Annotated in this window: 23 protein-coding genes; 12 read left to right on the plus strand and 11 right to left on the minus strand. The window is 70.1% G+C overall.

The window, feature by feature from the left end; translation table 11 throughout:
• Positions 1 to 162: 162 nt before the first annotated feature.
• Positions 163 to 735, minus strand: a complete 573-nt coding sequence (locus OG226_RS45230; RefSeq protein ID WP_328685322.1) for a dihydrofolate reductase family protein — start codon at positions 733 to 735, stop codon at positions 163 to 165.
• 234 nt (positions 736 to 969) lie between these two features.
• Here OG226_RS45230 and OG226_RS45235 point away from each other — a divergent pair, with 234 nt between their 5' ends.
• Positions 970 to 1,701, plus strand: a complete 732-nt coding sequence (locus tag OG226_RS45235) for an MgtC/SapB family protein (RefSeq protein ID WP_328685323.1) — start codon at positions 970 to 972, stop codon at positions 1,699 to 1,701.
• A 181-nt stretch (positions 1,702 to 1,882) separates the two neighbouring features.
• Positions 1,883 to 2,605 (plus strand): dienelactone hydrolase family protein, encoded by a 723-nt coding sequence (locus tag OG226_RS45240; RefSeq protein ID WP_328685324.1) that lies wholly within the window; start codon positions 1,883 to 1,885, stop codon positions 2,603 to 2,605.
• A gap of 242 nt (positions 2,606 to 2,847) precedes the next feature.
• Here the strand turns inward: OG226_RS45240 and OG226_RS45245 are convergent, their stop codons facing one another.
• The 4 genes from OG226_RS45245 to ppk2 all read right to left on the minus strand — a co-directional run bounded on the left by OG226_RS45245 (position 2,848) and on the right by ppk2 (position 7,478).
• Positions 2,848 to 3,507, minus strand: a complete 660-nt coding sequence (locus tag OG226_RS45245; RefSeq protein ID WP_328685325.1) for an MSMEG_1061 family FMN-dependent PPOX-type flavoprotein — start codon at positions 3,505 to 3,507, stop codon at positions 2,848 to 2,850.
• 185 nt (positions 3,508 to 3,692) lie between these two features.
• Complete coding sequence (locus OG226_RS45250) at positions 3,693 to 4,544, minus strand: alpha/beta hydrolase (RefSeq protein WP_329352382.1); 852 nt, start codon at positions 4,542 to 4,544, stop codon at positions 3,693 to 3,695.
• A 365-nt stretch (positions 4,545 to 4,909) separates the two neighbouring features.
• Positions 4,910 to 6,652, minus strand: a complete 1,743-nt coding sequence (locus tag OG226_RS45255) for a SulP family inorganic anion transporter (RefSeq protein WP_328685327.1) — start codon at positions 6,650 to 6,652, stop codon at positions 4,910 to 4,912.
• Positions 6,653 to 6,674: 22 nt separating this feature from the next.
• Entirely contained in the window at positions 6,675 to 7,478 is an 804-nt protein-coding gene (gene ppk2, locus OG226_RS45260) for a polyphosphate kinase 2 (RefSeq protein WP_328685328.1), read from the minus strand.
• 182 nt (positions 7,479 to 7,660) lie between these two features.
• Between ppk2 and OG226_RS45265 the strand changes: the two genes are divergently transcribed.
• Together OG226_RS45265 and OG226_RS45270 are read left to right on the plus strand one after the other, a co-directional pair.
• Positions 7,661 to 8,026, plus strand: a complete 366-nt coding sequence (locus tag OG226_RS45265) for a ferredoxin (protein ID WP_328685329.1) — start codon at positions 7,661 to 7,663, stop codon at positions 8,024 to 8,026.
• A 200-nt stretch (positions 8,027 to 8,226) separates the two neighbouring features.
• Positions 8,227 to 9,405 (plus strand): acyl-CoA dehydrogenase family protein, encoded by a 1,179-nt coding sequence (locus OG226_RS45270; RefSeq protein ID WP_328685330.1) that lies wholly within the window; start codon positions 8,227 to 8,229, stop codon positions 9,403 to 9,405.
• 51 nt (positions 9,406 to 9,456) lie between these two features.
• On the opposite strand, the gene OG226_RS45275 is transcribed toward OG226_RS45270, so the two are convergent.
• Positions 9,457 to 10,338, minus strand: coding sequence for a bacteriocin fulvocin C-related protein (locus OG226_RS45275; protein WP_328685331.1), 882 nt, complete (start codon positions 10,336 to 10,338; stop codon positions 9,457 to 9,459).
• A 615-nt stretch (positions 10,339 to 10,953) separates the two neighbouring features.
• Between OG226_RS45275 and OG226_RS45280 the strand changes: the two genes are divergently transcribed.
• From OG226_RS45280 to OG226_RS45305, 6 genes are all read left to right on the plus strand, one after another.
• A complete protein-coding gene (locus OG226_RS45280; protein WP_328685332.1) occupies positions 10,954 to 13,227 on the plus strand; it encodes a serine/threonine-protein kinase in 2,274 nt (757 codons plus the stop codon).
• A gap of 833 nt (positions 13,228 to 14,060) precedes the next feature.
• A complete protein-coding gene (locus OG226_RS45285; RefSeq protein ID WP_328685333.1) occupies positions 14,061 to 15,632 on the plus strand; it encodes a phytoene desaturase family protein in 1,572 nt (523 codons plus the stop codon).
• Entirely contained in the window at positions 15,629 to 16,402 is a 774-nt protein-coding gene (locus OG226_RS45290) for a class I SAM-dependent methyltransferase (RefSeq protein ID WP_329352384.1), read from the plus strand. Before OG226_RS45285 ends, OG226_RS45290 begins: the two co-directional genes overlap by 4 nt.
• A gap of 78 nt (positions 16,403 to 16,480) precedes the next feature.
• Positions 16,481 to 17,593, plus strand: a complete 1,113-nt coding sequence (locus tag OG226_RS45295; RefSeq protein WP_329352386.1) for an NAD(P)H-dependent flavin oxidoreductase — start codon at positions 16,481 to 16,483, stop codon at positions 17,591 to 17,593.
• 281 nt (positions 17,594 to 17,874) lie between these two features.
• Positions 17,875 to 19,425, plus strand: a complete 1,551-nt coding sequence (locus OG226_RS45300; RefSeq protein WP_329353705.1) for an acyl-CoA synthetase — start codon at positions 17,875 to 17,877, stop codon at positions 19,423 to 19,425.
• Positions 19,426 to 19,594: 169 nt separating this feature from the next.
• Entirely contained in the window at positions 19,595 to 21,091 is a 1,497-nt protein-coding gene (locus OG226_RS45305) for an acyl-CoA synthetase (protein ID WP_329352387.1), read from the plus strand.
• A 14-nt stretch (positions 21,092 to 21,105) separates the two neighbouring features.
• On the opposite strand, the gene OG226_RS51745 is transcribed toward OG226_RS45305, so the two are convergent.
• Both OG226_RS51745 and OG226_RS51750 read right to left on the minus strand, forming a co-directional pair.
• Positions 21,106 to 21,339 (minus strand): MerR family DNA-binding protein, encoded by a 234-nt coding sequence (locus tag OG226_RS51745; RefSeq protein ID WP_443066958.1) that lies wholly within the window; start codon positions 21,337 to 21,339, stop codon positions 21,106 to 21,108.
• A gap of 24 nt (positions 21,340 to 21,363) precedes the next feature.
• The gene (locus OG226_RS51750; RefSeq protein ID WP_443066959.1) at positions 21,364 to 21,474 is read right to left on the minus strand and encodes a MerR family DNA-binding transcriptional regulator; all 111 of its coding nucleotides are present in this window, start codon (positions 21,472 to 21,474) and stop codon (positions 21,364 to 21,366) included.
• Between the two features lie 106 nt (positions 21,475 to 21,580).
• On the opposite strand from OG226_RS51750, the gene OG226_RS45315 reads away from it, so the two are divergent.
• Positions 21,581 to 22,261 (plus strand): amidohydrolase family protein, encoded by a 681-nt coding sequence (locus OG226_RS45315; protein WP_329352388.1) that lies wholly within the window; start codon positions 21,581 to 21,583, stop codon positions 22,259 to 22,261.
• Positions 22,262 to 22,393: 132 nt separating this feature from the next.
• On the opposite strand, the gene OG226_RS45320 is transcribed toward OG226_RS45315, so the two are convergent.
• The 3 genes from OG226_RS45320 to paaK all read right to left on the minus strand — a co-directional run bounded on the left by OG226_RS45320 (position 22,394) and on the right by paaK (position 25,121).
• Positions 22,394 to 23,284, minus strand: coding sequence for a TIGR03620 family F420-dependent LLM class oxidoreductase (locus tag OG226_RS45320; RefSeq protein ID WP_328685339.1), 891 nt, complete (start codon positions 23,282 to 23,284; stop codon positions 22,394 to 22,396).
• Positions 23,285 to 23,416: 132 nt separating this feature from the next.
• A complete protein-coding gene (locus tag OG226_RS45325; RefSeq protein ID WP_329352389.1) occupies positions 23,417 to 23,749 on the minus strand; it encodes an ArsR/SmtB family transcription factor in 333 nt (110 codons plus the stop codon).
• 73 nt (positions 23,750 to 23,822) lie between these two features.
• Complete coding sequence (gene paaK / locus OG226_RS45330; RefSeq protein ID WP_329352391.1) at positions 23,823 to 25,121, minus strand: phenylacetate--CoA ligase PaaK; 1,299 nt, start codon at positions 25,119 to 25,121, stop codon at positions 23,823 to 23,825.
• A 143-nt stretch (positions 25,122 to 25,264) separates the two neighbouring features.
• Here paaK and OG226_RS45335 point away from each other — a divergent pair, with 143 nt between their 5' ends.
• Positions 25,265 to 25,774, plus strand: coding sequence for a hypothetical protein (locus OG226_RS45335; protein WP_329352393.1), 510 nt, complete (start codon positions 25,265 to 25,267; stop codon positions 25,772 to 25,774).
• Positions 25,775 to 25,776 lie beyond the last annotated feature (2 nt).

Genomic DNA, 25,776 nt, shown 5'->3' on the forward strand with positions numbered 1-25,776 from the left:
CGTCCTTCTCCAGCGGGGGGTGAGGACAGTCCCAGAGAGCGCTCTCAGGAGCGGGAGGACGCCGTCCTGACTGTCCGTGGAGGTTTGGGCGACAGTGTGGAGTTGTGTTGAATCGGAGTCAAGGGTCTACACCTGTTGAGATGCGCTCCGGCCGAGGCGTGGTCAGCGCACGACGTCGAGGACGTTCAGCTGCAGGCCGTTGGCGTACACGGCGTGCTCGACCAGCTTCAGCTTCTGGGTGTCCTTGTCGGAGGCGGGGAACAGGCGCTTTCCGGCGCCGAGCAGCAGCGGGAAGACGAGCAGGTGGTAGCGGTCGACCAGGCCGGCGTCCGCGAGGCCGTGGTTGAGGGCGGCGCTGCCGTGCACGATGATCGGGCCGCCCTCGGTCTCCTTGAGTGCGGCGACCTCGTCGAGGGAGCGCAGGATCGTGGTCTCGCCCCAGTTCGACACGAGCTTGTCGTCGGTGAGGGTGGTGGAGACGACGTACTTCGGCAGCGTCTTGTAGTGCGCGAACTCGTCCATGGCCGGCCACACCGGACTGAACGCCTCGTAGCTGGCCCGGCCCATCAGCATCGCGGCGGACTCCAGCTGCTCCCGCCCCTTGATGTCGAACGACTCGGGCAGGAACTCGACCTCCTTGAAGGTCCACCCGGTGTTCCGGTAACCGGGTTCGCCGCCCGGGGCCTCCATGACGCCGTCGAGGGAGATGAAGGCGGTGCTGATCAGGGTGCGCATGGCGGGTCCTCGGGTGGTTGGTGTGCGGGGCCTGCGTGTGGGGCTGTGTGGTGCCTGTGTGCGTGCCACTCCAGGATCCAACCGACAAAAAAAATTGTCAAGGAGGGGTGAGTTGTCGGAGGGGAGGTGAGGGGGAGTTTGCCGGGTGGGCATGGATCCGCCCACCCGGGTAGAGGCGTACGGGGAGAGGCGTAGAGGCACTGTCGCGGCAAGGAGCCGGAAGGGAGGTGCGGGGTGGCTGGACTGGCGGTCCCGTTGTGGGACGTGAGCAACGGGCAAGGGCTGCGCCAACTCGCCGAACTGGGGCTGGCGTTGCTGCTGTCGACCCTGATCGGCTGGGAACGCGCGGCCCAGCAGAAGAGTGCCGGGCTGCGCACGCACACGCTGGTCGGGATCGCCAGCGCGCTGATGATGGAGGTCTCCCAGCACGGCTTCACGAATGTCCTGGGCCTGGTGAACGTGTCCTTCGACCCGTCCCGCGTGGCGGCCCAGATCGTCTCCGGGATCGGTTTCATCGGCGGCGGCCTGATCTTCGTACGCCGGGACGCGGTACGAGGGCTGACGACCGCCGCCACCATCTGGCTCACCTGCGCGGTCGGCATGGCCTGCGGCGGCGGCCTGCCGATCCTCGCGCTGGTCACGACCGCCGTGCACTTCCTCGTCGTACGTGGGTATCCGTTGCTCTTCGCCCGCATGATGCCCGGCGCCGAGGCGGGGTCGTTCGAGGTACGGCTGACCTACCGGACCGGAACGGCGTTGCTGCCACAGCTGATGGAGACGTGCACGCGGAGGGGGTTCCGCATTCAGGAGGTCAAGGTCGATCGGTTGCCGGAGCGGGCCGATCCGGCGGCGCGGGTGTTGTTGCGGCTGGAAGGGGCGGCTGACGCCGGGCAGTTGACGTCCGAGCTGTTCCAGAGCGAGGGCGTGACGGAGGTTGAGCTGACGGCTGCCGGTGATGAGGAGTAGCGCCGCGAAAACCCGTTGGCGGACCACGGCGACCACTGCTACTTTCCGGGAGGCCGTGCGAGAGAACGAGGAGGTGGTACCCGTGAACACAGTTCTGACATGGGTGCTCCCCTCTGGGGTCACGGTCGGGCGGTAGGTCGTCCGGGAGCGCCGTAGAGCAGCCCTCCCGAAAGGTACGACCATGCACTTCACTTCCGAGCGGCGCCTCGACGACGGCGTCCTCGAACGCGAATTCACCCTCGGCGAGATCCCCGGCACCCTGTGGACGCCTGAATCCGCCGCACCGGCCCCGCTGATCCTGATGGCCCACAACAACGGCCTCCCCAAGGCGGAACCCCGGCTGGTGGCCCGGGCCCGACTGTCCGCGGCGTACGGCTACGCGGTGGCCACCATCGACGCCGCCGGGTGCGGTGACCGGCCCCGCTCCGCCGCCGACGAGCGGGCCCGCGCCGAGCTGCGCCGGGCGATGCGGGCGGGTGAGCCGGTCGATGACATCTTTGAGTCCCTTGTCGCCCCGCTGGTCGAAAACGCGGTCCCGGAATGGCGGTTGGCTCTGGACGCCCTCTTCGCGCTGCCCGAGATCAGCGGCCCGGTCGGGTACTCGGGGTGGACCGCCCTCGGCATTCGGCTGGCGGTCGTCGAGCCGCGCATCGCGGCAGCAGGGTTCTTCGCCGGGGGGTATGTGCCGCTCGCTCAGCGTGAGGAGGCTCGGCAGGTCGGCATTCCGCTGCTGTTCCTGCTGCAGTGGGACGACGAGGGGAATCCTCGGCAGCGGGCGCTGGATCTGTTCGACGCCTTCGGTACGAAGGAGAAGACGCTGCACGCGAATCTGGGCGGGCACACCGGGACGCCGTGGTTCGAGCGGGAGGACGGGGATCGCTTCTTCGGGCGGCACTTGAAGTGAGGGCGGCCTGACGGGGTGGCGGGTGCTGGAGCAGCCGTAGACGCGTGATCGTCCCGGTCGCGGTGGTACTGGACAGCGCAGTACCGGCGGTCGGGGCGGCGCTCGGTCGTCGGTGCGGCGATCAGGCGGTCCCATGCCGCGAGGGACGACGACGTCCTACGAGGCGCTCCGCGAGTGAACTTGGGGCGGGCCGGACTGAGTGTCAGGCAGGCTGGTGGGTTCAGCAAGCGCGGCTCGGCCCGCTACTCGTACCGGTACTTCAGCGAGTCCGCCTCCGACTGCTCGATGTCGGCGATCGTCAGCTCCGGCATGCGCAGTTGGGCCAGTGTCACCTCGGCGGAGGTCGGTTGGGCGTCCGTCGGCAGCCACTGCTCCGGCTTCCAGGCCGCGCTGCGCAGGAGGGCCTTGGGACAGTGCGGGTAGACCTCCTTGATGCCGAGCACGAGTGCACTGGCCGGCGGTTTGCCCACGGCGGTCAGTCGGGACAGCAGCTCCGGGTGGGTGGAGACGCAGGCGCGGCCGTTCACCCTGAGGGTCGTGGTGCGTCCTGGGATGACGAACAGCAGGCCGGCCCGTCCGGTGGCGATGACGTTCTGCAGGGTGTCGAGACGCTTGTTGCCGGTCGCGTCCGGAATCGCCACCGTCCGGGCGTCCAGGACGGCGACGAACCCGGCGGGGCCGCCGCGCGGGGAGACGTCACAGTTGCCCTCGGTGTCCGTGCTGGCGACCAGGACCAGCGATGAGCAGCCGATCAACTGCCTGGTCTGCTCGGTGAGTTCGGTCATCTGCTTCCGCATGGCGGTGTCACGCGGGAGTCCGTAGACCTGGCGCAGCGCCTCCTGGTCGCGCACGGCGTCGAGGCGGAGCGAGTCGAATGCGCTGCCGGTAAGGGATGACGTCATGCCTCCGAGCCTAACGAGCCGACCTGCGATTGACCTTGGTCGGTGAGCGCGGGGACGTATGGACGGCATCGCGAGCTCGGTCTGCACTGACCGGTTCCTGGTGGCGTTGGTTCAGCTGAGGACCCGGCTCACTCATGAAGCGTGCCCCGGTCCCTGCTCATGGACCGGGGCACTGTCCGCGAGTGTCAGCTGACCGCCCTGGCCGCGTCCGTGATGAGGGCGGCGACGACCTTGGGGTGGCTGATCATCGCGACGTGGGACGAGCGCGGGACTTCGACGACCTTGCGGGCGTTCGCCCGGCCGTACATCCAGCGCTCGCACGCCGGCGGGATCGCCTTGTCCTGGCCGGCCACCAGGCCCCACGACGGGATCGTCTTCCAGGCCGCGGCCGTGGTCGGGAAGACGAACGAATCGGCGTCGAACGGCCGCTGCGTGGCCTGGAGGACCCGGAAGTCGGCGGTGGAGATGTCGGCGGCGAAGGCCGCCTGGCCGTCCTTGCTCAGGTACAGGTCGGTTCCGGTCGTGCCGTCGGCCTTCGTGTACGGGACCGGCACGCTGACCGGTCCGACCTCGCTGCCGGGGAACTTGGTGATGAGCTCGCCCTGGGTCTCGCCCACGTCGGGCACGAACGCCGCGATGTAGACCAACGCCTTGACGTTGGACTTCCCGGCGGCGGCGTTCGTGATGACCGTGCCGCCCATGGAGTGCGCGACCAGCACGACCGGTCCGCTGATGGAGTCCAGCAGACTCGTGACGTACGGGGCGTCGGTCGGAATGCCCCGCAGCGGGTTCGCCGCGCAGACCGTGGTGTAGCCCTTGTCCTGCAACTCCCCGATGGTGGCGTTCCAGCAGGACGAATCGGCGTATCCGCCATGCACCAGAACGATCGTGGGCTTCACCTCGGACTTCTCCTCACGGTTGCCAGTTGTGGCCGTCGCCGCGCCGGCCGTTCCTTCGGCGCCGGCGATCAGCGCCGCCGACCCGGCCAGCGCCGCTCCGGCGGCCAGTACCCGCCGGCGGGAAACATCGGAACTCATGGGACTCCTCAGGCATGGAGATGGGGAAAGGGGAGGGCTGACGAAGCGCTCGCCGCCGAGCTGCTGTGCGAGGGCGGCGGGCGCCAACTGAACAGGTCGCCGTAGGAGTTCGGCTCGGTCGGCGGGCTCAGCCGCGCACGGGCGGCTTCATCGGTGTGGCATGTCATGGACCCTACGAGGAGCGCTTTCGCGGTGGCATCGGCAATGTGACCTAGATGCCGGGGTCGGCCGCCCGGCCGTTGCCTTCAGTAGTGGGTCGAGCGCCGCCTACGTGCGGCTGGCGATCCGGTTCTACGACGGATACAGGGAACCGCCCCCGCCGCGTGCCGCGTGCCCAACCTCCGGCCCCACGACGGAAACTGGCGCTACGCCACCGTCCCCGCCGCCCCCTCACCAGGCACACCGCTCCACTCCCGGTACGCGGCCACAGCCGTGGGCAAGGTCGGGAAGATGTGGTCCGTGCCGACGGACTCCACCAGGCCGTACGCCTCCAGGTCTGCCAGGAGGTCCTGCTTGACTCGGGCGAGGGCGAACACGACGCCCCGGTGGGCGAGTTCGCGGCGGAGTTCGTCGACCGCGTCGAGGGCGGTGATGTCGACCTCCACGTTGGCCTCGGCGTTGAGGACGAACCAGCGGACGGGGACGGTCTGTTGGGCTACGGCGGCCAGGGCGCGGCGGCGGAAGTTCTCCGCGTTGGCGAAGAAGAGGGGGGAGTCGTAGCGGTAGACGAGCAGGCCGGGGATCGTGCGGGCCTGCGGATAGTCGTCCACGTCGTGCATGCCGGCGACACCGGGGACCAGGCCCTCGACGGCGTCGTGCGGACGGGCCACCCGGGTGAGGAGTTCGGCCACCGACAGGCCCACGGCGACGATCACGCCGTAGAGGATGTCCAGGGCCAGTACTCCGGTCAAACAGCCCAGGGCGAGGAGGAGTTCGCGGCGGCGGAAGGTGGCCAGGCGGTGGAAGCCGGTGAGGTCGATCATGCGGACGGCGGCGTAGACGACGAGGGCGCCGAGGACCGCCGAGGGGGTGCGGGAGAGCAGGGGGCTCAGGAAGAGGAGGACCGAGAGGACGAGCGCTCCGGCGATCAGTGAGTACGCCTGGCTGCGGGCGCCGGACGAGGAGGCGAGCGCGGTGCGGCTGGCACTGCTGCTCACCGGGAAGCCGTGGAGGACACCGGCGCCGAGGTTGGCCGCGCCCAGCGCCAGGAACTCCTGGTCGGCGTCCAGACCGGGACCGTCGTCCTCGGCGCCGCCGGTGAAGGCGCGGGCGGTGAGGATGAAGTCGGTGTAGGCGACCAGCAGGACACCCAGCGCGGGCAGTACCAGGTGGGGGAGTTGGGTGAGGTCGGGCAGGCCGATCGTGGGAAGTCCCGCCGGGACATGGCCGATCACCTTGATGTCGTAGCGGTCGTCGAGGTCGAGGACGACCACGGCCGCCGTGCCCAGCACCACCGCCAGCAGCGGGCCGGGCACCATCCGGGACAGCCGCGCCACCGTGAACAGGAACGCGAGCGTGACGGCGGCGAACAGGACTGTGGGCGCGTGGAGTTGATCCAAGTGGCTCAGGAACGACCAGAGTTGGGGGAAGAACGCCGAGCCCGTCGTCGACACCCCGGTGAGCTTGGGGAGTTGGTCCACGATCATGATCAGGGCCACGCCCGCCAAGTAGCCGATCAGGACCGGGCGGGAGAGGAGATCGGCGACGAAGCCGAGGCGTACCGCCCATGCGACGAGGCAGAGCAGGCCGACCGTCACCGCGAGGGCGGCGGCGAGGGTGGCGTAGCGGGCCGGGTCGCCTGCGGCGAGCGGACCTACGACCGTCGCCGTCATCAGCGCGGTCGTCGACTCGGGGCCGACCGAGAGGAGCCGGGACGAGCCGAGGACGGCGTAGAGCGCGAGTGCGGGGAGGATCGCCCACAGGCCCGCGACCGGCGGGAGGCCGGCCACCCCGGCGTACGCCATCACCTGCGGGACGAGGTACGCGGCGACCGTGACTCCGGCGAGCAGGTCGCCGCGCAGCCAGGCGCGCCGGTATCCGGCCAGCGCGGCGATTCCGGGCGTCAGGCGTCGCCAGTTCAGGACGCGCCCGCCCGGGCTGGGGGACATGGTGCTCCTCGATCCGACCCGCTCAGAGGCTCGCCGCGTGGTCCGGGACGAAGGTCTGCAGGTCGCGCGGGGGGCGTTCGTAGCCGGTGGACGGCGGGCGGGGCGGGAGTTCGAGGACCGGGGGCGACACCTCGTGGTAAGGGAGGGAGCCGAGCAGATGGGCGATCATGTTCAGGCGGGCCCGGCGCTTGTCGTCGCTCTCGACCACGTACCACGGGGCCTCGGAGATGTCGGTGTGCACCAGCATCTCGTCCTTGGCCCGGGAGTAGGCCTCCCAGTGGGTGAGGGACTCCAGGTCCATCGGCGACAGTTTCCAGCGGCGCAGGGGATCGTCCAGTCGGCGGCGGAAGCGCTCCTCCTGGACGTCGTCGCTCACCGAGAACCAGTACTTGCGCAGCACGATCCCGTCCTCGACCAGCATCCGCTCGAAGATGGGGCACTGGCGCAGGAACAGCTGGTACTCCTCCTTGGTGCAGAAGCCCATCACGTGCTCGACACCTGCCCGGTTGTACCAGCTGCGGTCGAACAGGACGATCTCGCCGGCGGCCGGCAGATGCTCGACGTACCGCTGGAAGTACCACTGGGTGCGCTGGCGGTCGGTCGGCTTCGGCAGGGCGGCGATCCGGGCGACACGCGGGTTGAGATGCTCGGAGACACGCTTGATGGTGCCGCCCTTGCCCGCCGCGTCCCGTCCCTCGAAGATCACGACCAGCCGGGTGCCCTCGGCCCGCACCCACTCCTGGAGCTTCACCAACTCCGTCTGCAGACGCAGCAGTTCGGTCTCGTACTTCTCGCGCGGCAGCTTTGCCGCCTTCTTGCCGGCCATGCCGCCTCAACCCCTCGGTGACGTGCGCGGTTCCTCGTGTCCAAGGTCGAACACCTGGACAGCACCGTACTGACCGGCGGGGGAGCGCGCACCCCGGATGCCCGCTCCGGATGCCTGCTCCGGATGCCTGCTCCGCCGGGTTTGTGCCGGACGGCAGCGGCAACCCGGACTGTGTGACAGCGATGACCACGCAACAGGAACTCGTCCGTTTCCTGGAGGACCGCTTCGCCTGCGCACAGGCCTGCACCAAGTGTGCGCGGGCCTGTGTGCTGCGCGTCAGCCGCTCCGATCCGGACGCCGGCGACCACGAGGCACTCGTACGACGCAAGGCACTGCTGTGCGCGGAGGTGTGCGACGCGACCTGCCGGATGCTGGCCGAGCAGAACCTCCAGGACGAGCCCGCCCTGCGCCTCCAGGCCAAGTGGTGCCTGCTCGTCTGCCTGGAGTGCGCGCAGGTCTTCGACGCGCAACCGGGCGCCGAGGCGGACGCGGAGGCGTGCCGGGACTGCGCGCGGGCGTGCACGGAGTTCATGGCCACGCTGACCTGACGTCCGCGGCGACCCTCGACTGACGTCCGCGGCGACCCGCAACTGACGTCTCTGGCCACGCTGAACTGCCGCGCGCCTACGGCCTCTTCAGGATCATCGCCGCTTCCTTCAGGGGCATTGCCGCCTCGCCATTCCCTATTTCTGGAACACGTTCTACGGTGTGCGCCGTCAGGACCGGCCTTGGGGAGCCTGGAGGCGCCGTGCATCTCGAATACACGCCCGAGCAGCAGCGGCTGCGCACCGAACTGCGCGCCTACTTCGCCGAGTTGGTGCCCGACCATGCCTACTCGCGCTACGACGACCCGGCCGCCCAGAAGCGCTTCTACCGCGAGACCATCCGCCGGCTCGGCACGGACGGCTGGCTCGGCGTCGGCTGGCCCGAGGAGTACGGCGGGCGCGGGCTGTCGCCGATGGAGCAGTTCATCTTCTTCGACGAGGCCGCGCAGGCGGGCGTACCGCTGCCGCTGATGGCGCTGAACACCGTCGGACCGACGATCATGCGGTTCGGCACCGACGAACAGAAGGCGTACTTCCTCCCGAAGATCCTCGCCGGCGAGATCGACTTCGCGATCGGCTACAGCGAGCCCGAGGCCGGCACCGACCTGGCAGCGCTCAAGACCCGCGCCGTACGGGACGGCGACGAGTACGTCGTCGACGGCCAGAAGATCTGGACGACCAACGGCGACACCGCCGACTGGGTCTGGCTCGCCGTCCGCACCGACCCCGACGCCCCGCCGCACAAGGGCATCACCATGCTCCTGGTGCCGACCGCCGACCCCGGCTACTCCTGCACGGTGATCAACACCCTCGCCTCGCACGACACCACGGCGAGCTACTACGAGAACATCCGCGTCCCCGTCACCCGTCGCGTCGGCAAGGAGAACCAGGGCTGGCGCCTGATCACCAACCAGCTCAACCACGAACGCGTCACCCTCGCCGCCCACGGCACCATGGCGATCCGCGCCCTGCACGACGTCCAGCACTGGGCCATGGAGACCAAACTCGCCGACGGCCGCCGCGTCGTCGACCTCCCCTGGGTCCGCCGCCTCCTCGCCCGTACCTACGCCAGGCTCGACGCGATGAAACTCCTCAACTGGCAGATGGTGAACGCCGTCGAGGAAGGCACCCTCACCCCCCAGGACGCCTCCGCCGTCAAGGTCTACGGCTCGGAGGCGCGACGCGACGCGTACGCCTGGCTGATGGAGATCGTCGCCGCGGCGGGCGCCCTGAAGGAGGGCTCGGCGGGCGTCGTCCTGCACGGCGAGTTGGAGCGGGGCTACCGCTCCGCCGTCATCTTCACCTTCGGTGGCGGCAACAACGAGATCCAGCGGGAGATCATCTCGTGGATCGGGCTGGGGATGCCCAGGGTGCGGCGGTAGCCCGGGTCGTGCACCGCCACAGGAAGGCGCGAGCGCCGAGCAGGGGTGGCCTTATATGCAGAACCCGCTGCACGGTCCCAGCCACAGTGGACCGCAGCCGTGATTGGTCCAGTTGCAGTAGAACGGTGAGGCGTAGCACACGGTGTCGCAACTGCCGCTCCCCGCGCACTGGGAATTGCAGTCGAGAACCTGGGTGCTCTGATCGCTCCGAGGCGCCACACCCTGTGTGTCGGCACCTTGTGTGTCGGCGGGGCCCAGCGTCCTGAGAATCGCCCGCGCCTCGGTCTCGCCGAACGCCGCCACAGTCGCCGTCTCCAGCCCTTCGGCGGCTGCTTCTTGCCGGCGCCCCGCGATGATCTGCGGTGCCGACCGCGTCGCGTCGTCCAGCACGGCGGACTGCTCGGCCGACAGACCGGGGTGTGTCTTCCGGTAGGCCGCGAAGTGCGCCACCCACAGATCACTCCGAGCCGAGGCGGGCAGCGCGCCGTAAATGGCACGCCGATAGTCCGCGGGGTAGGAGGCGAACTCGGAGTAGCCGGAGGGCAGTCGGTCGAGGTTGGCCTTCACCCATCGCGACGCCTTACTGCCTTTGGCGCGGGTCACCGCCTGCGCGGGTGAGGCCGCCAGGCCGCCGGTGACGAGGAACGTTCCCAGAGCCAGCCCCGGGACGGCCTTGAGGATTCCGCGACGGCTCGGAGGCCGCAGCACGTCGAGGTCGCGGAGCGCACGTACCACTCGCAGTGAGTCCGAGGGCCCCAGCAGCCGCGCCAGGCGGAGGGACAGCGCGGTCCCGGTCCAGGCCCGCACCTGGTCGCCGTCGACCGACAACAGGGTCGGGGCCCATTCGGCCCCTTCCCCCAGGGCACGCACGCGCAGGTCGCGAATACGGGGTTCCGTGAGTCCCGCGGTGGTCAACGTGCCGTCGACGGACACGCGAACCCGATCCACCACTTCCTCACAGAATCGGCAGTCCGCGTCGAATGCCAATATCCACTCGGTCACAAGATTCTCCCCACGATTTCGAGTCCATCTGAGGAGAAACCATTTGCCGAGACGTCCGGAAGCGTCAATCACTTCGACGGGGATCGAAAGGCTTTACATTCGCAGACCCCGCCGCCCTTCCTGAATGTGGACACGGAGATAGGGTCCGATGGGCTTCTTCGCCTGGAAAGTGCCTTCGGTCCCAGTGGATCCGCAGGTGGTGCGACGCTCTGCCCCGCTGTCCCCTCCTCTTCCCGGCGCGCGAGGTGCTCCGACGGCGCGTGACGCACTTGCCGCAAGCCTGCCGGCCGTCGTACGCCCATCAGCTCTACGGCGGACCGGTCCCCGTGCCCGCCACCGTCCCCCGGCAACTGCCCACCACAGGCACCCTGTTGCACTGCGTACCCGCACATGTGCTCCGGCACCAACCGCCCACGCGCATCCTGTGTGCCGTGTCACGGCTCGGGTCGGCTCGGGCACGCCCCCGTACAAAGTCGGACGATCGCTCGCCATACTGGACGAGCCAGGGGAGGGCGGGACGAACACCGACGGGGGCGAACGCGGGAGATGGGGGACAGCAGACTGATCCAGGGTCGCTACCGCCTGCTCGATCTGATCGGGCGCGGTGGCATGGGCGAGGTGTGGCGGGCGCGGGACGAGTCGCTGGGGCGGCAGGTCGCCGTGAAGTGCCTCAAGCCGCTGAACCCGCACCACGACCAGTCGTTCACCCGGGTCCTGCGCGAGCGGTTCCGGCGGGAGGCCCGGGTGGCCGCCGCGTTGCAGCACCGCGGGGTGACCGTCGTCCATGACTTCGGTGAGGCGGACGGGGTCCTCTATCTGGTGATGGAACTGCTCGACGGCCGGAACCTCTGCCAGCTCCTGGAGGACAACGAGCAGCGGCCGTTGCCCGTCGGTGATGTCGTCGACATCGCGGAGCAGGTCGCCTCCGCCCTCGCCTACACCCACCAACAGGGCATCGTGCACCGGGACTTGAAGCCCGCGAACATCATGCGGCTGACCGACGGAACGGTGAAGATCTGTGACTTCGGCATCGCGCGGCTCGGCGCCGACATCGGCTTCACCTCGCGGCTGACCGGCACCGGCATCGCGATGGGCACCCCGCACTACATGTCGCCGGAACAGATCAGCGGCACGGAGGTCGACCAGCGCAGCGACCTCTACTCCTTCGGCTGCGTGCTGTACGAACTCACCACCGGGGCACCGCCGTTCGACCTTGGCGACGCTTGGGCGATCCTCATCGGCCACCGCGACACCGCGCCCCGGCCGCCGCGCGCCGAGCGTGCCGAAGTGCCCGAGTACCTGGAGAAGGTCATCCTCGACCTGCTCGCCAAGCTCCCGGAGCAACGTCCCCATGACGCCCGCGAGTTGGGCCGCCGGATCACCATGGGCCGTACGACACCCCTGTACGTGCCGACCGTTGTGACCCCGCAGCCCCAACTGCGCCCGTCCGAAGCCGTTTCCGAGCCGGTGTCCGAGCCCGTGTCCGAGCCGGTCTCCCGTGAGGCGCGTCTGCCGTCCTGGACGCGCGGGATGACCACCGGGCACAAGGCCACCGGCGCCGGACTGCGCACCACCCCGCCGGACGCCGGAGCCGGACTCACCGGTGAATGGATCGCCCGCCCGACCAGCGGCCACGCGGAGGAATCCGCACCGGAGTCGTCGTCCGCGCCGTCCCTGGAGACCCTCAACTCCCTTGCCGGACGCCACAACGCGGGCCTGAGCCTGGGGAGGTTGGGCCGCTGGGCGGAGGCCGGCGAGGTACACCGCGCGGTCGCCGCCGAACGACGGCACCTGCTGGGCCCGGACCATCCCGACACCCTCGCCAGCCAGTACGAACTCGGCTTCACCCTCAGCCGTACCGGCCGCGCCGCCGACGCCCTGCACGAGTACACGCACGTCGCCGGCGCCAGGGAACGGGCGTTGGGCGCCGACCATGCCGACACGCTCGCCGCCCGGCAGGAAATGGCTTACGTGCTGGGGCAGTTGGGCCGTCACTTCGACGCACACCAGGTGTACACGTCCGTGCTCGCCGCCCGGGAACGCACGATGGGCCCCGACCACCCGGACACCCTGCGCTGCCGTCACAACCTCGCCTTCAACCTCAGCCGGCTCGGCCGCCTGGAGGACTCGTACCGCATGGCCTGCGAGGTCGCCGCCGCCCGCGCCCGCGTGCTGGGTCCCGGTCATCCCGACACCCTGGTCACGCGATATGAAGTGGCTTACGCACTGGGCCAGTTGGGGCGTTGGCCCGAGGCCCTGCACACCTACGGCGAGGTGGCCGAGGCCCGCGCGCAAGCACTCGGCCCCGACCACGCCGACACGCTCGCCGCCCGCTACGAGATCGGCATCAGCCTCGGGCGGCTCGGCCGCAGCGCCGACGCCCTCAAGCTCTACCGCGACCTGATCGACGACCGTACCCGCGTCCACGGCCCCGCCCACCCCGAGACCCTCCGCGCCCGCCACGGCCTCGGCGTCAACCTCGGGCGCCTCGGCCGTTGGGAGGAGGCACTCGCCGAGTCCCGCGACGTGTGCGCCATCCGCGAGCGCGTCCTCGGCGCCGACCACACCGACACCCTGGTCAGCCGCCGCGAGGTCGCCGTAGGCCTCGGCTGGCTGGGCCGCTGGGCCGACGCCCTCACCGAGTACCGCCGGGTGGCCGCCGCCCGCGAACGCGTCCTGGGCCCGGACCACCCCGACACCCTCGCCAGCCGCAACGACGAGGCCCACTGCCTGGAACAACTCGGCCGCAACGCCGAGGCGGTCGAGCTGTACCGCCGGGTGGCGGTACTCAGGCAGGGTCGGGCGGCCGGCGGGCACTGAGAGCCGCGCCACCAACTCCGGCCGCAGACGCGGACAACCCCGGCTGCCGACCGAAACGGCCGCGTCTGCCTCTGACCCTGTCCGGGTCCGTGCGCAGGTGTCAGTTACGGCTCCACTTTCTCCGGTTGTGTTCGCGACGGCTGCGCCGCCGTCCGCCTGCGGATGGGACGCCCGCGTCTGTTTTCGGTCCTGTCCGGGTCCGTGCGCAGGTGTCAGTTATGGCGCGACTCCCTCCGGTTGTGTTCGCGACGGCTGCGCCGCCGTCTGCTTGCGGATGGGGCGTCCGTGTTTGTCTTCGGTTCTGTCCGGGTCCGTGCGCAGGGGCCCGGTACCGCTCGCCTCCCTCCGGCCGTGCTCGCGGACGGCTGCGCCGCCGTCTGCCTGCGGATGGGACGCCCGCGTCTGTTTTCGGTCCTGTCCGGGTCCGTGCGCAGGTGTCAGTTATGGCGCGACTCCCTCCGGTTGTGTTCGCGACGGCTGCGCCGCCGTCTGCTTGCGGATGGGGCGTCCGTGTTTGTCTTCGGTTCTGTCCGGGTCCGCGCGCAGGGGCCCGGTACCGCTCGCCTCCCCCCGGCCGTGCTCGTGGAGGACCGCGCGCCCCCTTCCGCCCGCTGACGGGACGGCTGCGCCTGCCTCAGGCCCGGTTCGCATCCGCCTGTCAGCGCCCATGAGCGCCCGCCCCTCCGGCGCTGGGCGCGGGCACCCGCAAGCCCAAGCCCCCCACGGATGCGGCCGCCCACGCCTGCCCCGACCCGGTCCACATACGCCCACGGCCACCGAGCGCAACCCGCCCACCCCTGGCCGACCTAGATCACCTCGTGTTACGAAGAACCATGCCTGCACACGAGGGACCCGGACACCGGACGTACGACGCCGTCATCGTCGGCGGTGGACACAACGGCCTGGTCGCCGCCGCCTACCTGGCCCGGGCCGGGCGCTCCGTGCTCGTCCTGGAACGCCTCGACGGCACCGGCGGCGCCGCCGTGTCGACGCGCCCGTTCGCCGGGGTCGACGCGCGGTTGTCGCGGTACTCGTACCTGGTCAGCCTGTTGCCCAAGAAGATCGTGCGGGACCTCGGCCTCGACTTCCGCATCCGAGGCCGCACCATCTCGTCCTACACCCCCGTCGAACGCGACGGACGCCCCACCGGCCTCCTCGTCGGCGGCGGCGAGCGCCGCACCCGGGACGCCTTCGCCCGACTGACCGGCGGCGACCGCGAGTACGCGGCCTGGCAGCGGCTCTACGGCATGACCGGCCGCCTCGCCCAGCGGGTCTTCCCCACGCTCACCGAACCGCTCCCCACCCGCGACGAACTGCGCCGCCGCGTCGACGACGAGGACGCCTGGCGGATGCTCTTCGAGGAGCCGATCGGTGTCGCGATCGAGGAGAACTTCGCCGACGACCTGGTCCGGGGCGTCGTCCTCACCGACGCCCTCATCGGCACCTTCGCCGACGCCCACGACCCCACGCTCGCCCAGAACCGCTGCTTTCTCTACCACGTGATCGGCGGCGGAACCGGCGCCTGGGACGTCCCCGTCGGCGGCATGGGCGCCCTCACCGACGCCCTGGCCACCGCCGCGCGCACCGCCGGCGCCGTCCTCGCCACCGGGCACGAGGCCGTACGGATCGACACGGACGGACGCGCCGCCGAGATCACCTACCGCACGGCCGAGGGGGAGGGAACCGTAGCCGCCCGGCACGTCCTCGTCGGCGCCTCGCCGCAGCAACTGGCCGCCCTCACAGGCGACGAGCCGCCCGTCCCCGCCGAGGGCGCCCAGCTCAAGGTGAACATGCTGCTGAAGCGACTGCCCCGGCTCCGCGACACCTCGGTCGACCCGCGCGAAGCCTTCGCCGGCACCTTCCACATCGCCGAGGGCTACGACCAACTGGCCGCCGCACACGCCCAGGCCGCATCGGGTTCGCTGCCCGCCGCGCCGCCCTCGGAGATCTACTGCCACTCGCTCACCGACCCGAGCATCCTCGGGCGGGACCTCGTCGAGGACGGCTACCAGACCCTCACTCTCTTCGGCCTGCACACCCCGGCGCGGCTGTTCGAACGGGACAACGACGCCGTACGCGACGAGCTGTTGAAGGCGACGCTGGCCCAGTTGGACCACCACCTCGCCGAACCCCTCGCGGACTGTCTGGCCACCGACGCGGACGGCCGCCCCTGCATCGAGGCGAAGACCCCGCTCGACCTCGAACGCGACCTCAGACTCCCCGGCGGCAACATCTTCCACCGCGAACTGACCTGGCCCTACGCCCAGGACGACACCGGCCGTTGGGGCGTCGAGACCCGGCACGCGAACGTCCTGTTGTGCGGGGCGGGCGCGGTGCGGGGCGGCGGCGTGAGCGGGGTGCCGGGGCACAACGCGGCGATGGCGGTGCTGGAGGCGGGAGGGTGACGTCCTCCGTCCGGGAGTTCTACGACGCGCTCGCCGCCGACTACCACCGGATCTTCCCGGACTGGGACGCGAGCATGGCCCGCCAGGCGGCGGCGCTGGACGGCGTCGTTCGGAATCGGTTGGGCGCGGGGCCACACCAGGTGCTGGACTGTTCATGTGGGATAGGCACACAGGCGATCGGGCTGGCGGGCGTCGGACACCAGGTGGTCGGGAGCGATCTGAGCCCGGCCGCTGTCGCGCGGGCCGCCGTAGAGGCCGCGGCCCGGGGCGTCCGCCTTCCGGTGGCCGTGGCGGACATGCGGGCGCTGCCGTTCCGGGCGGGCGCCTTCGACGTCGTCGTCTGCGCCGACAACTCGCTGCCGCATCTGCTCACCGCCGACGACGTGCGCACGGCCCTGGTCGGCATGCGCCGGGTCCTGCGCGACGACGGGCTCCTCGTGCTGAGCATCCGGGACTACGACGAGATCCGCGCCGCCCGTCCCCCGTCCGCGCCCCCGCAGGTGTCGACGAGCGCCCAAGGCCGGGTGGTCACCTTCCAGTTGTGGCACTGGCACGAGGACGGCGCGCGCTACGACCTGGAGCACTTCCAGCTCGTCCCGAGCGAGGGCGACGGCTGGGAGGTGCGGGTACGGCGTACCGCGTACTGGGCTTTGACACGGCGTGAGTTGAGCGACGCGGTGGCCGACGCGGGCTTCGCGGAGGTCAGTTGGCACGACCCGCGGGACAGCGGCTTCCACCAGCCGGTGCTCACGGCTCGGCGGGTTCGGTAGGCCCGCGGCTCCAGGAAAATCTGACGGAGCATCAGAAAAGGCCTTCCGTCGTCCGGAGGACTGCGGCATTCTGCGCCCATGCAGACGGAGTTGAGCAAGAAACTGGGAGTCGAGCACGCCATTTTCGGCTTCACGCCGTTCCCCGCCGTCGCCGCGGCCATCAGCCGGGCCGGCGGATTCGGCGTGCTCGGCGCGGTCCGCTACACCGCCCCCGACGACCTCAAGCACGATCTCGACTGGCTGGAGGCGCACGTCGACGGGATGCCGTATGGCCTCGACGTGGTCATGCCGGCGAAGAAGGTCGAGGGCGTCACCGAGGCCGAGGTCGAGGCGATGATTCCGGAAGGGCACCGGCAGTTCGTCACCGAGACCCTGGCCAAGTACGGCGTCCCCGAACTCGCCGAGGGCGAGGTGTCCGGCTGGCGCATCACCGGGTGGATGGAACAGGTCGCCCGCAACCAGCTCGACGTCGCCTTCGACTATCCGATCAAGCTGCTCGCCAACGCCCTCGGTTCCCCGCCCGCCGACGTCGTCGCCCGCGCCCACGACCACGACGTGCTCGTCGCCGCGCTCGCGGGCAGCGCCCGGCACGCCCGCAAGCACGCGGAGGGCGGCATCGACATCGTCGTGGCCCAGGGCTACGAGGCGGGCGGACACACCGGCGAGATCGCCTCCATGGTGCTCACGCCCGAGGTCGTCGAGGCCGTCGACCCGCTGCCGGTGCTCGCCGCGGGCGGCATCGGCAGTGGACAGCAGGTGGCCGCCGCGCTCAGTCTCGGTGCCCAGGGTGTGTGGCTGGGCTCCATGTGGTTGACCACCACAGAGGCGGATATGCACTCGCCCGCCCTGACCCGCAAACTGCTCGCCGCCGGGTCCGGCGACACCGTCCGCTCCCGTGCCCTGACCGGGAAACCGGCCCGCCAGTTGCGCACCGAGTGGACCGACGCCTGGGACGACACGGACGGTCCGGGCACCCTCCCCATGCCCCTTCAGGGACTGCTGGTCGCCGACGCCGTCTCACGCATCCAGAAGTACGAGATCGACCCCCTGCTAGGCACCCCCGTCGGCCAGATCGTCGGCCGCATGAACAGCGAACGCAGTGTCCAGGCCGTCTTCGACGACCTCACCCGCGGCTTCGAGCACGCCGTCGACCGCATCAACCGCATCGCCGGAAGGAGCGGCCAGTCGTGAGCACAGAGGGAGCAGGCACAGAGGGAGCGACGACACGGGGTGCGGCACCCGAGGGTGCGGCCACACAGAGGGAGACGACACAGGGCGCGGTCACACAGGCGCCTACCACACAGGGCGTGAGCACGGAGGGCGTTGGCACACCGGGTGCCACCACTGGTGGGGCGGCCACACGGGGCGAGACCACACGTGAGGTGACCACACAGAGCGCGGCCGCACAGGCGTCGACGACACCGGGCGTGAGCACACGGGCGGCTACGACACAGAGCGCGGCCACACAGGGCGTGAGCACACCCCCCGCCGGTTTCTGGGCCCAGGCGGCTCAGGATCCCGACCGGGAGGTCCTCGTCGCGCCCGACGGCGAGGTGTGGACGGCCGGACGACTGCACGCCGCCACCAATCAACTCGTGCACGGTCTGCGCGCCGCCGGGCTCGAACGCGGCGACGCCTTCGCGGTCGTGCTGCCCAACGGTGTCGAGTTCTTCACGGCTCATCTGGCCGCCAGCCAGGCCGGGTTCTACCTCGTCCCCGTCAACCACCACTTCGTCGCACCCGAGATCGCGTGGATCGTCGCCGACTCCGGCGCCAAGGTGCTCATCGCGCACGAGCGGTTCGCCGAGCCGGCCCGGCAGGCCGCCGACGAGGCCGGCCTGCCCGCCACCCACCGCTACGCGGTCGGCACGGTCGAGAGCTTCCGGCCGTACACCGAACTCCTCGACGGACAACCGGAGTCGGCGCCCACGGACCGCACGCTCGGCTGGGTCATGAACTACACCTCCGGCACCACCGGCCGCCCCCGCGGCATCCGCCGACCGCTGTCCGGCAAGCCGCCCGAGTCGGCGTACCTCGGCGGGTTCCTCGGCATCTTCGGCATCAAGCCGTTCGACGACAACGTCCACCTGGTCTGCTCGCCGCTCTACCACACGGCCGTCCTCCAGTTCGCGGGCGCCAGCCTGCACATAGGGCACCGCCTGGTCCTGATGGACAAGTGGACCCCGGAGGAGATGCTCCGCCTCATCGACCGCGAGAAATGCACCCACACCCATATGGTCCCCACCCAGTTCCACCGCCTCCTCGCCCTCCCCGAGGACGTACGGGCGCGCTACGACGTCTCGTCCATGCGGCACGCCATCCATGGGGCCGCGCCCTGCCCCGACCATGTGAAGCGGGCGATGATCGACTGGTGGGGCCACAGCGTGGAGGAGTACTACGCGGCCAGCGAGGGCGGTGGCGCCTTCGCGACCGCCGAGGACTGGCTGAAGAAGCCCGGCACGGTCGGCAAGGCCTGGCCCATCAGCGAACTCGCGGTCTTCGACGACGACGGCAACCGGCTCCCGCCCGGTGAACTCGGCACCGTGTACATGAAGATGAGCACCGGCGGCTTCGCCTATCACAAGGACGAGGCCAAGACGAAGAAGAACCGCATCGGCGACTTCTTCACCGTCGGTGACCTCGGCATTCTCGACGAGGACGGCTATCTCTTCCTCCGCGACCGCAAGATCGACATGATCATCTCGGGCGGCGTGAACATCTACCCGGCCGAGATCGAGTCCGCGCTCCTCGCCCACCCCGCCGTCGCCGACGCCGCCGCCTTCGGCATCCCGCACGACGAGTGGGGCGAGGAGGTCAAGGCCGTCGTCGAACCGTCCCCCGGCCACGAGCCAGGACCGGCCCTCGCCACCGCCCTCCTCGACCACTGCGCCGAGCAACTCGCCGGCTACAAACGGCCCAAGAGCATCGACTTCATCACCGAGATGCCCCGCGACCCCAACGGCAAGCTGTACAAGCGGCGGCTGCGGGACCCGTACTGGGAGGGGCGGACGCGACCTGTGTGAGTGCCCTAGGCACTTGGAGGGGTCAGGGCGGGGTCCGGACCCATGTGGCTCCGACTCATGTGGTCCCGAGCCATGTGGTCCCGAGCCATGTGGTCTCGGCCCATGTGGGGCGGGCCCGCCCGACCAGCCCGCTTGACCTGCCCGGGTGGCGGCCCGAGGATCATGTGTCATGACGCCCGGACACGGCAGCACGGTTGACGGGGTACTGCGACGCAGTGCCCGGCGCACTCCCGCACGCGTGGCGGTGGACTACGGCGAGCGCTCCTGGACGTACGAGGAACTCGACGACGCCGTCTCCCGCGCGGCGACCGTGCTGCTCGACCAGGGCCTCGCACCGGGCGACCGGGTCGGTTCCTACGGCCACAACTCCGACGCCTACCTGATCGGCTTCCTCGCCTGCGCCCGCGCGGGCCTCGTGCACGTGCCGGTCAACCAGAACCTCACCGGCGACGACCTCGCGTACATCGTCGGCCAGTCCGGCAGCACGCTGGTGCTCACCGACCTGGATCTCGCCGGTCAACTCCCCGACGGCGTAAGCACGTTGCCCTTGCGGGACGCGGACGGCTCGCTGCTCGACCGGCTCGCGTCGGCGGCGCCGTACGACGGGCCCGAGCCGCGTACCGACGACCTGGTGCAGCTGCTCTACACCTCGGGTACGACCGCGCTGCCCAAGGGCGCGATGATGACCCACCGGGCCCTGGTGCACGAGTACTTGAGCGCGATCACCGCCCTGGACCTGAGCGCGGGGGACCGGCCGGTGCACTCGCTGCCGCTGTACCACTCGGCGCAGCTGCACGTGTTCCTGCTGCCGTACCTGGCGGTCGGGGCGACCAACATCATCCTCGACGCGCCCGACGGCGACCGGCTCTTCGACCTCATCGAAGCCGGGCGCGTGGACAGCCTGTTCGCCCCGCCCACCGTGTGGATCGGCCTGGCGAACCGCCCCGACTTCGCGACCCGCGACCTGAGCGGCCTCCGCAAGGCGTACTACGGCGCGTCGATCATGCCGGTGCCCGTCCTGGAGCGGTTGCGCGAGCGGCTCCCCAAGCTGGCCTTCTACAATTGCTTCGGGCAGAGCGAGATCGGCCCGCTGGCCACCGTCCTGGGCCCCGACGAGCACAAGGGCCGACTGGATTCCTGTGGGCGTCCCGTCCTGTTCGTGGACGCACGCGTGGTCGACGAGGACGGCAAGGACGTTCCCGACGGCACGTCCGGTGAAGTCGTCTACCGCTCACCGCAGTTGTGCGAGGGCTACTGGGACAAGCCCGAGGAGACCGCCGCCGCCTTCCGTGACGGCTGGTTCCACTCCGGCGACCTGGCGGTGCGGGACGCGCACGGCTTCTTCACCGTCGTCGACCGGGTGAAGGACGTCATCAACTCCGGTGGCGTACTGGTCGCTTCACGTCAGGTCGAGGACGTGCTCTACACCCACGAGGGCGTCGCCGAGGTCGCCGTGATCGGCCTCCCCGACGACCGCTGGATCGAGGCCGTCACCGCGGTCGTAGTGTCGCGCGGCGAGGTCACCGAGGCCCAACTCATCGACCACGCCCGGGAGAAGCTCCCTCACTTCAAGGCGCCGAAGCGGGTCGTGTTCGTGGACGAGCTGCCGCGCAACGCCAGTGGGAAGATCCTCAAGCGGGAGTTGCGGGAGCGGCTCGCAGACTGAGTGCCGTCGAGTAGTCAAGCGGGAGTTGGGCCCATACGCGATTCCGCGTTCGCGATCGTGTCCCGCAACACCTCACGTGCCGCGGCGAGTTCGGCGGCCCGGCGGTCGAGGTCGCTCAACTGGGCACGCAGGGCGTCGAGTACACCCGGGCAGGGCTGCACGTCGACCTCGTCCGTGGTGCAGGGAAGTACGTGCCGGATGACCCGGGTGGGCAGCCCGGCCGCGAGGAGTGCGCGGATACGGAGCACGGCGGCGGTGTCCGAATCGGCGTACTACCTATAGCCGTTGGGCAGCCGATCGGGTCGTAGCAGCCCCGCCCGCTCGTAGTGGCGCAGCAGTCGCTCGTTGGTTCCCGTCCGCTCGGCCGGCTCCCCGATCAGCACCGGCGCGTACCCCTCTCCGACTTGACCTTCCAACGATGTCAGGGATCAACACTGGCTCCCGCCCCCGGCATTCCGCCGGGCGGTCGGCCCGCTCAGGGAGACACACATGATCCTCGACGCCCACAGCCATGTCCACGACCCACTGGGCGCCCACCTGTTGTCACTCGACGACGCGGGTGAGCACCGCACGGTCCTGTTCCCCACCCGCGCGCACCCGGAACGGGCCACCGACCTGGACTCCCTCCACGAGGAAATGGGCGCCCTGGAGCAGGCGTTGGCCGGTGATTCCGGTGACGACGGATTCGCCCTGGCGCTAAGGGAGTTGGACGAGGCCCTCGCCGCACACCCCGACCGCTTCCTCGGCTTCGGCTCCGTCCCCCTCGGCCACCCCGGCGCCGAGATCGCGGCCCGGGTGGAGCGCGACGTGACCGGCCGCGGGCTGTACGGCATCGGGGAACTCACCCCGCCCCCGAACCGGGCGGCCCTCGTCGAGCCGGTGCTCCGGGCGGCCAACGACCATGCCGGACTCCCGGTCGTCGTCCACGGCTCCGCGCCCACCACCGCCGAGGACCTGCGCACACTCGCCCAACTGGCCGCCCGCTACCCGAAGGTGCCGCTGATCATCAGCCAACTGGCCGGGGCCCACTGGATGTTGGCGATCGAACTGGCCCGCGCCATCCCGAACCTCCACCTCGACCTCTCCACCGCGAACATCGTCCTCGCCGTCCGCCTCGCCGTCCACGAACTCCCCACCCGCACCTTCTTCGGCTCGGACGCTCCCTACTGAGACCCGGTCGTCGCGCGCACGACGGTGGAACGGGTCACGCGTCCGGGCGAGGTGCGAGAACGGGTGCTGGGCGGAAACCTGGCGGAACCGCTGGGGCTGGGCTGAGCCGGGAGAAGTGTCCCGTGGCGCGCCTCACCGCACCGGCAGCAACGCCTCCCCGAGCGCGCGCCAGTACGGCATCGCCGACCGGCCCGGCTCGATCCCGATCACCTGTACGGCGACGTGGTCGGCGCCTGCCTTCACATGGCCGTGGAGCTTCCCCACGATGGTGTCCAGGTCGCCCCAGAACACGAAGTCGTCGACGAGCCGGTCGCTGCCGCCCCCGGTGATCTCCTCCTCGGAGTAGCCCAGGCGGCGGAACTTCGCGATGTTGTAAGGGGTGTTGAGATAGCCGTGCAGATGGTCGCGTGCGATCGCGCGTGCCGTGCCCGGGTCCGACTCGAACAACACCGCGTGTTCCACGGCCAGGAAGGCGTCCGGACCGAGGATCTCCCTTGCCTGAGCGGTGTGTTGGACGTTGACGTGATAGGTCTTCGCGCTGCCGGTGCGGTCGCGTGCCAGCTCCAGCATCCTGGGCCCGTACGCGGCCAGGATGCGGCGCATCGGGGCTTGGGGCGTGGGGTTGGGCGTCTCCTCGGCCAGGGCGTCCATGGCGTCGAGGTACTCGGTCATGGCCGCCAGCGGCTTGGTGCCAGGCCGCGGTGTCCCACCGAGTCCCAGGCCGAGCACATGCCGGTCCGGATAGGCGTCGGCGAGGAGCAGGCCGGCGCCGTACGTCCACCGGGCCTCGCGCGACGTGATGCGGGCGATGCCGTTGACGATGTGCATCCGCTCCGTGCAGGAGAGCAGATAGCCGGCGTGCGTGAACGCGTCCCGACCGAGAAGCTCGGGAATCCACAACGCCCGCCACCCCTGCTCCTCAAGGCCCCGGACCGACTCGCGCATCAGCGCGGCCGGCTGGTACTCGAAGTCGAACGTGTAGATCCCGAACGTGTCCAGCTCCAGGCCCTCGATACCGCTCATGGAACAACCCCTCATGTGTGACGCGCGAACGACGCCGATGGATACGCATCGAAATATCGCAGAATCTCGATATGAGAGGAAGTGTACGGCGGACGACAAGTGCACAGTGGGCGACCGGGGTTGAGTGGTCGGCTAGAGGGTGCGTCCCAGTTCGGCGACCAGGTGGGCGATGCGCTGCTCGTCGCGCCGGTAGTGGGTCCACTTGCCGACCCGCGTCGCCCGCACCAGGCCGGCCCGCTGGAGCTCCGCCATGTAGGCCGACACCGTCGACTGGGCCAGCCCGGCCCGGGCCTGTATGTGGGTCACGCACACACCCACCTCGACCGGGTCGGCTATGGCGCCCTCCAGGGAGAAGTGGCGCTCGGGCTCGCGCAGCCACTGCAAGAGCTGGAACCGCATCGGGTTCGACAGCGCCCGCAACGCGCCGACCAGGTCGGGATCGGGTGAGGTCGCAGTCTCCGCCATGGGTCCGGAGTATAGGTCGACACCTACGATTCGAAGAATGTCGATGTGTGTGACGGCCGAGGTGAGGGCTGCGTCAGGGCGTCCGCAGGTCCACGATCCGCCGGATCTTGCCCACACTGCGCTCCAGTGACTCCGGTTCCACGATCTCGACCGCGACGGAGACGCCGATGCCGTCCTTCACGGCCGTGGTGATGGCGCGGGCCGCCGCGTCCCGGGTTTCGGGGCCGGCGCCGGGGCGGGCCTCGGCCCGCACGGTGAGGGCGTCGAGGCGGCCCTCGCGGGTGAGACGGAGCTGGAAGTGGGGCGCGACGCCCGGGGTGCGCAGGACGATCTCCTCGATCTGGGTGGGGAAGAGATTCACCCCGCGCAGGATCACCATGTCGTCACTGCGGCCGGTGACCTTCTCCATGCGCCGGAAGGCCGGTCGGGCGGTGCCGGGGAGCAGGCGGGTCAGGTCCCGGGTGCGGTAACGGATCACCGGCATGGCCTCCTTGGTGAGCGAGGTGAACACCAACTCGCCCTTCTGGCCCTGGGGCAGGACTTCACCGGTGATCGGATCGACGACCTCCGGGAAGAAGTGGTCCTCCCAGATGTGCAGTCCGTCCTTCGTCTCCACGCACTCCTGCGCGACACCCGGACCGATCACCTCGGACAGCCCGTAGATGTCGACCGCGTCGATGGCGAACCGCTCCTCGATCTCCCGCCGCATCTGCTCGGTCCAGGGCTCCGCACCGAAGATGCCGACCCGCAGAGAGGTTCCGCGTGGATCGATCCCCTGCCGCTCGAACTCGTCGAGGAGGGTGAGCATGTAGGACGGGGTGACCATGATGATCTCGGGCTTGAAGTCCTGGATGATCTGCACCTGGCGGGCCGTCATACCGCCGGACGCGGGGATGACCGTACAGCCCAGTCGTTCGGCACCATAGTGGGCGCCCAGACCACCGGTGAACAGCCCATAGCCGTAGGCCACATGGACCTTGTCGCCGGGCCGTCCGCCCGCGGCGCGGATGGAACGGGCCACCACGTCCGCCCACATGGAAACATCGTTCTCCGTGTAGCCGACCACTGTGGGGCGTCCGGTGGTGCCGCTCGACGCGTGGATGCGGCGGATGCGGTCCTCGGGGACGGCGAACATGCCGTACGGGTAGTTGTCGCGCAGGTCCAGCTTGGTGGTGAACGGGAAGAGGGCGAGGTCGGAGAGCGCGCGGCAGTCGTCCGGGTGGATCCCGGCCGAGTCGAAGGACCGACGGTAGAAGGGCACGTTCGCGTAGGCGTGCCGGAGGGACGCCCGTAGCCGCTCCAACTGCATTGTCCTGAGGCCGTGTTGGTCGAGCAGTTCCCCCGAGTCGAGGAACTCGGCCGCGTCCGCCATCAGTGCACCCTTCCATCAAACGTGTTATTTCGGGCGACCGATCATTCGGTCGATGTGTGTGGGATCAGTAATCCAGCCCGCCACCCACCGAGGCAAGAGGTCTGCCCCCACTTTCTCGACGCGTCGCCCCGCAGAATGTCCGCGTGGATCTACGTCCGGAACTCCTGCCACCGTCCGTGCCCCTGGCGCGAGTTGAGCAACTCGGCCGCGAGATCGACCGGGTCGAGACCCTCCTCTGCGGCGCCGATCGCGTGGCCGCCGAAGAGGCGGTGGCTGCCTTCGCCGAGGCGACGGGGCACGACTGCCCGGCGGCCTCCTTCCTGGGCTGCGCCGGGTCGCGGACGCGGGAGGAGTTCGCCCTGGAGGCCGCACGCCCGGCGTATCCGCGCGTGCCCGACGTCACCCGCGACGAACTAGTCGAAGTCGTCCGCAGGATCCTCGCCGCGGACACGGACGCCGAGTACCACCTCCGGCTCTTCACGGCGAACGTGACGCGTCCAGCGGCCTCGGACCTGATCTTCCATCCGGCGTCCGATCTCGCGAACGCCTCCGCCGAGCAGATCGTCGACGCGGCGCCGGCCCACCGTCCCATCGCCCTCCGAGGAAACGAGGACCTGAGGAACTGCCTTGCGGCGAGGCCCGGTTGGCGGTGAGG

This window comes from Streptomyces sp. NBC_01261, from assembly GCF_036226385.1.
Classification (GTDB): domain Bacteria; phylum Actinomycetota; class Actinomycetes; order Streptomycetales; family Streptomycetaceae; genus Streptomyces.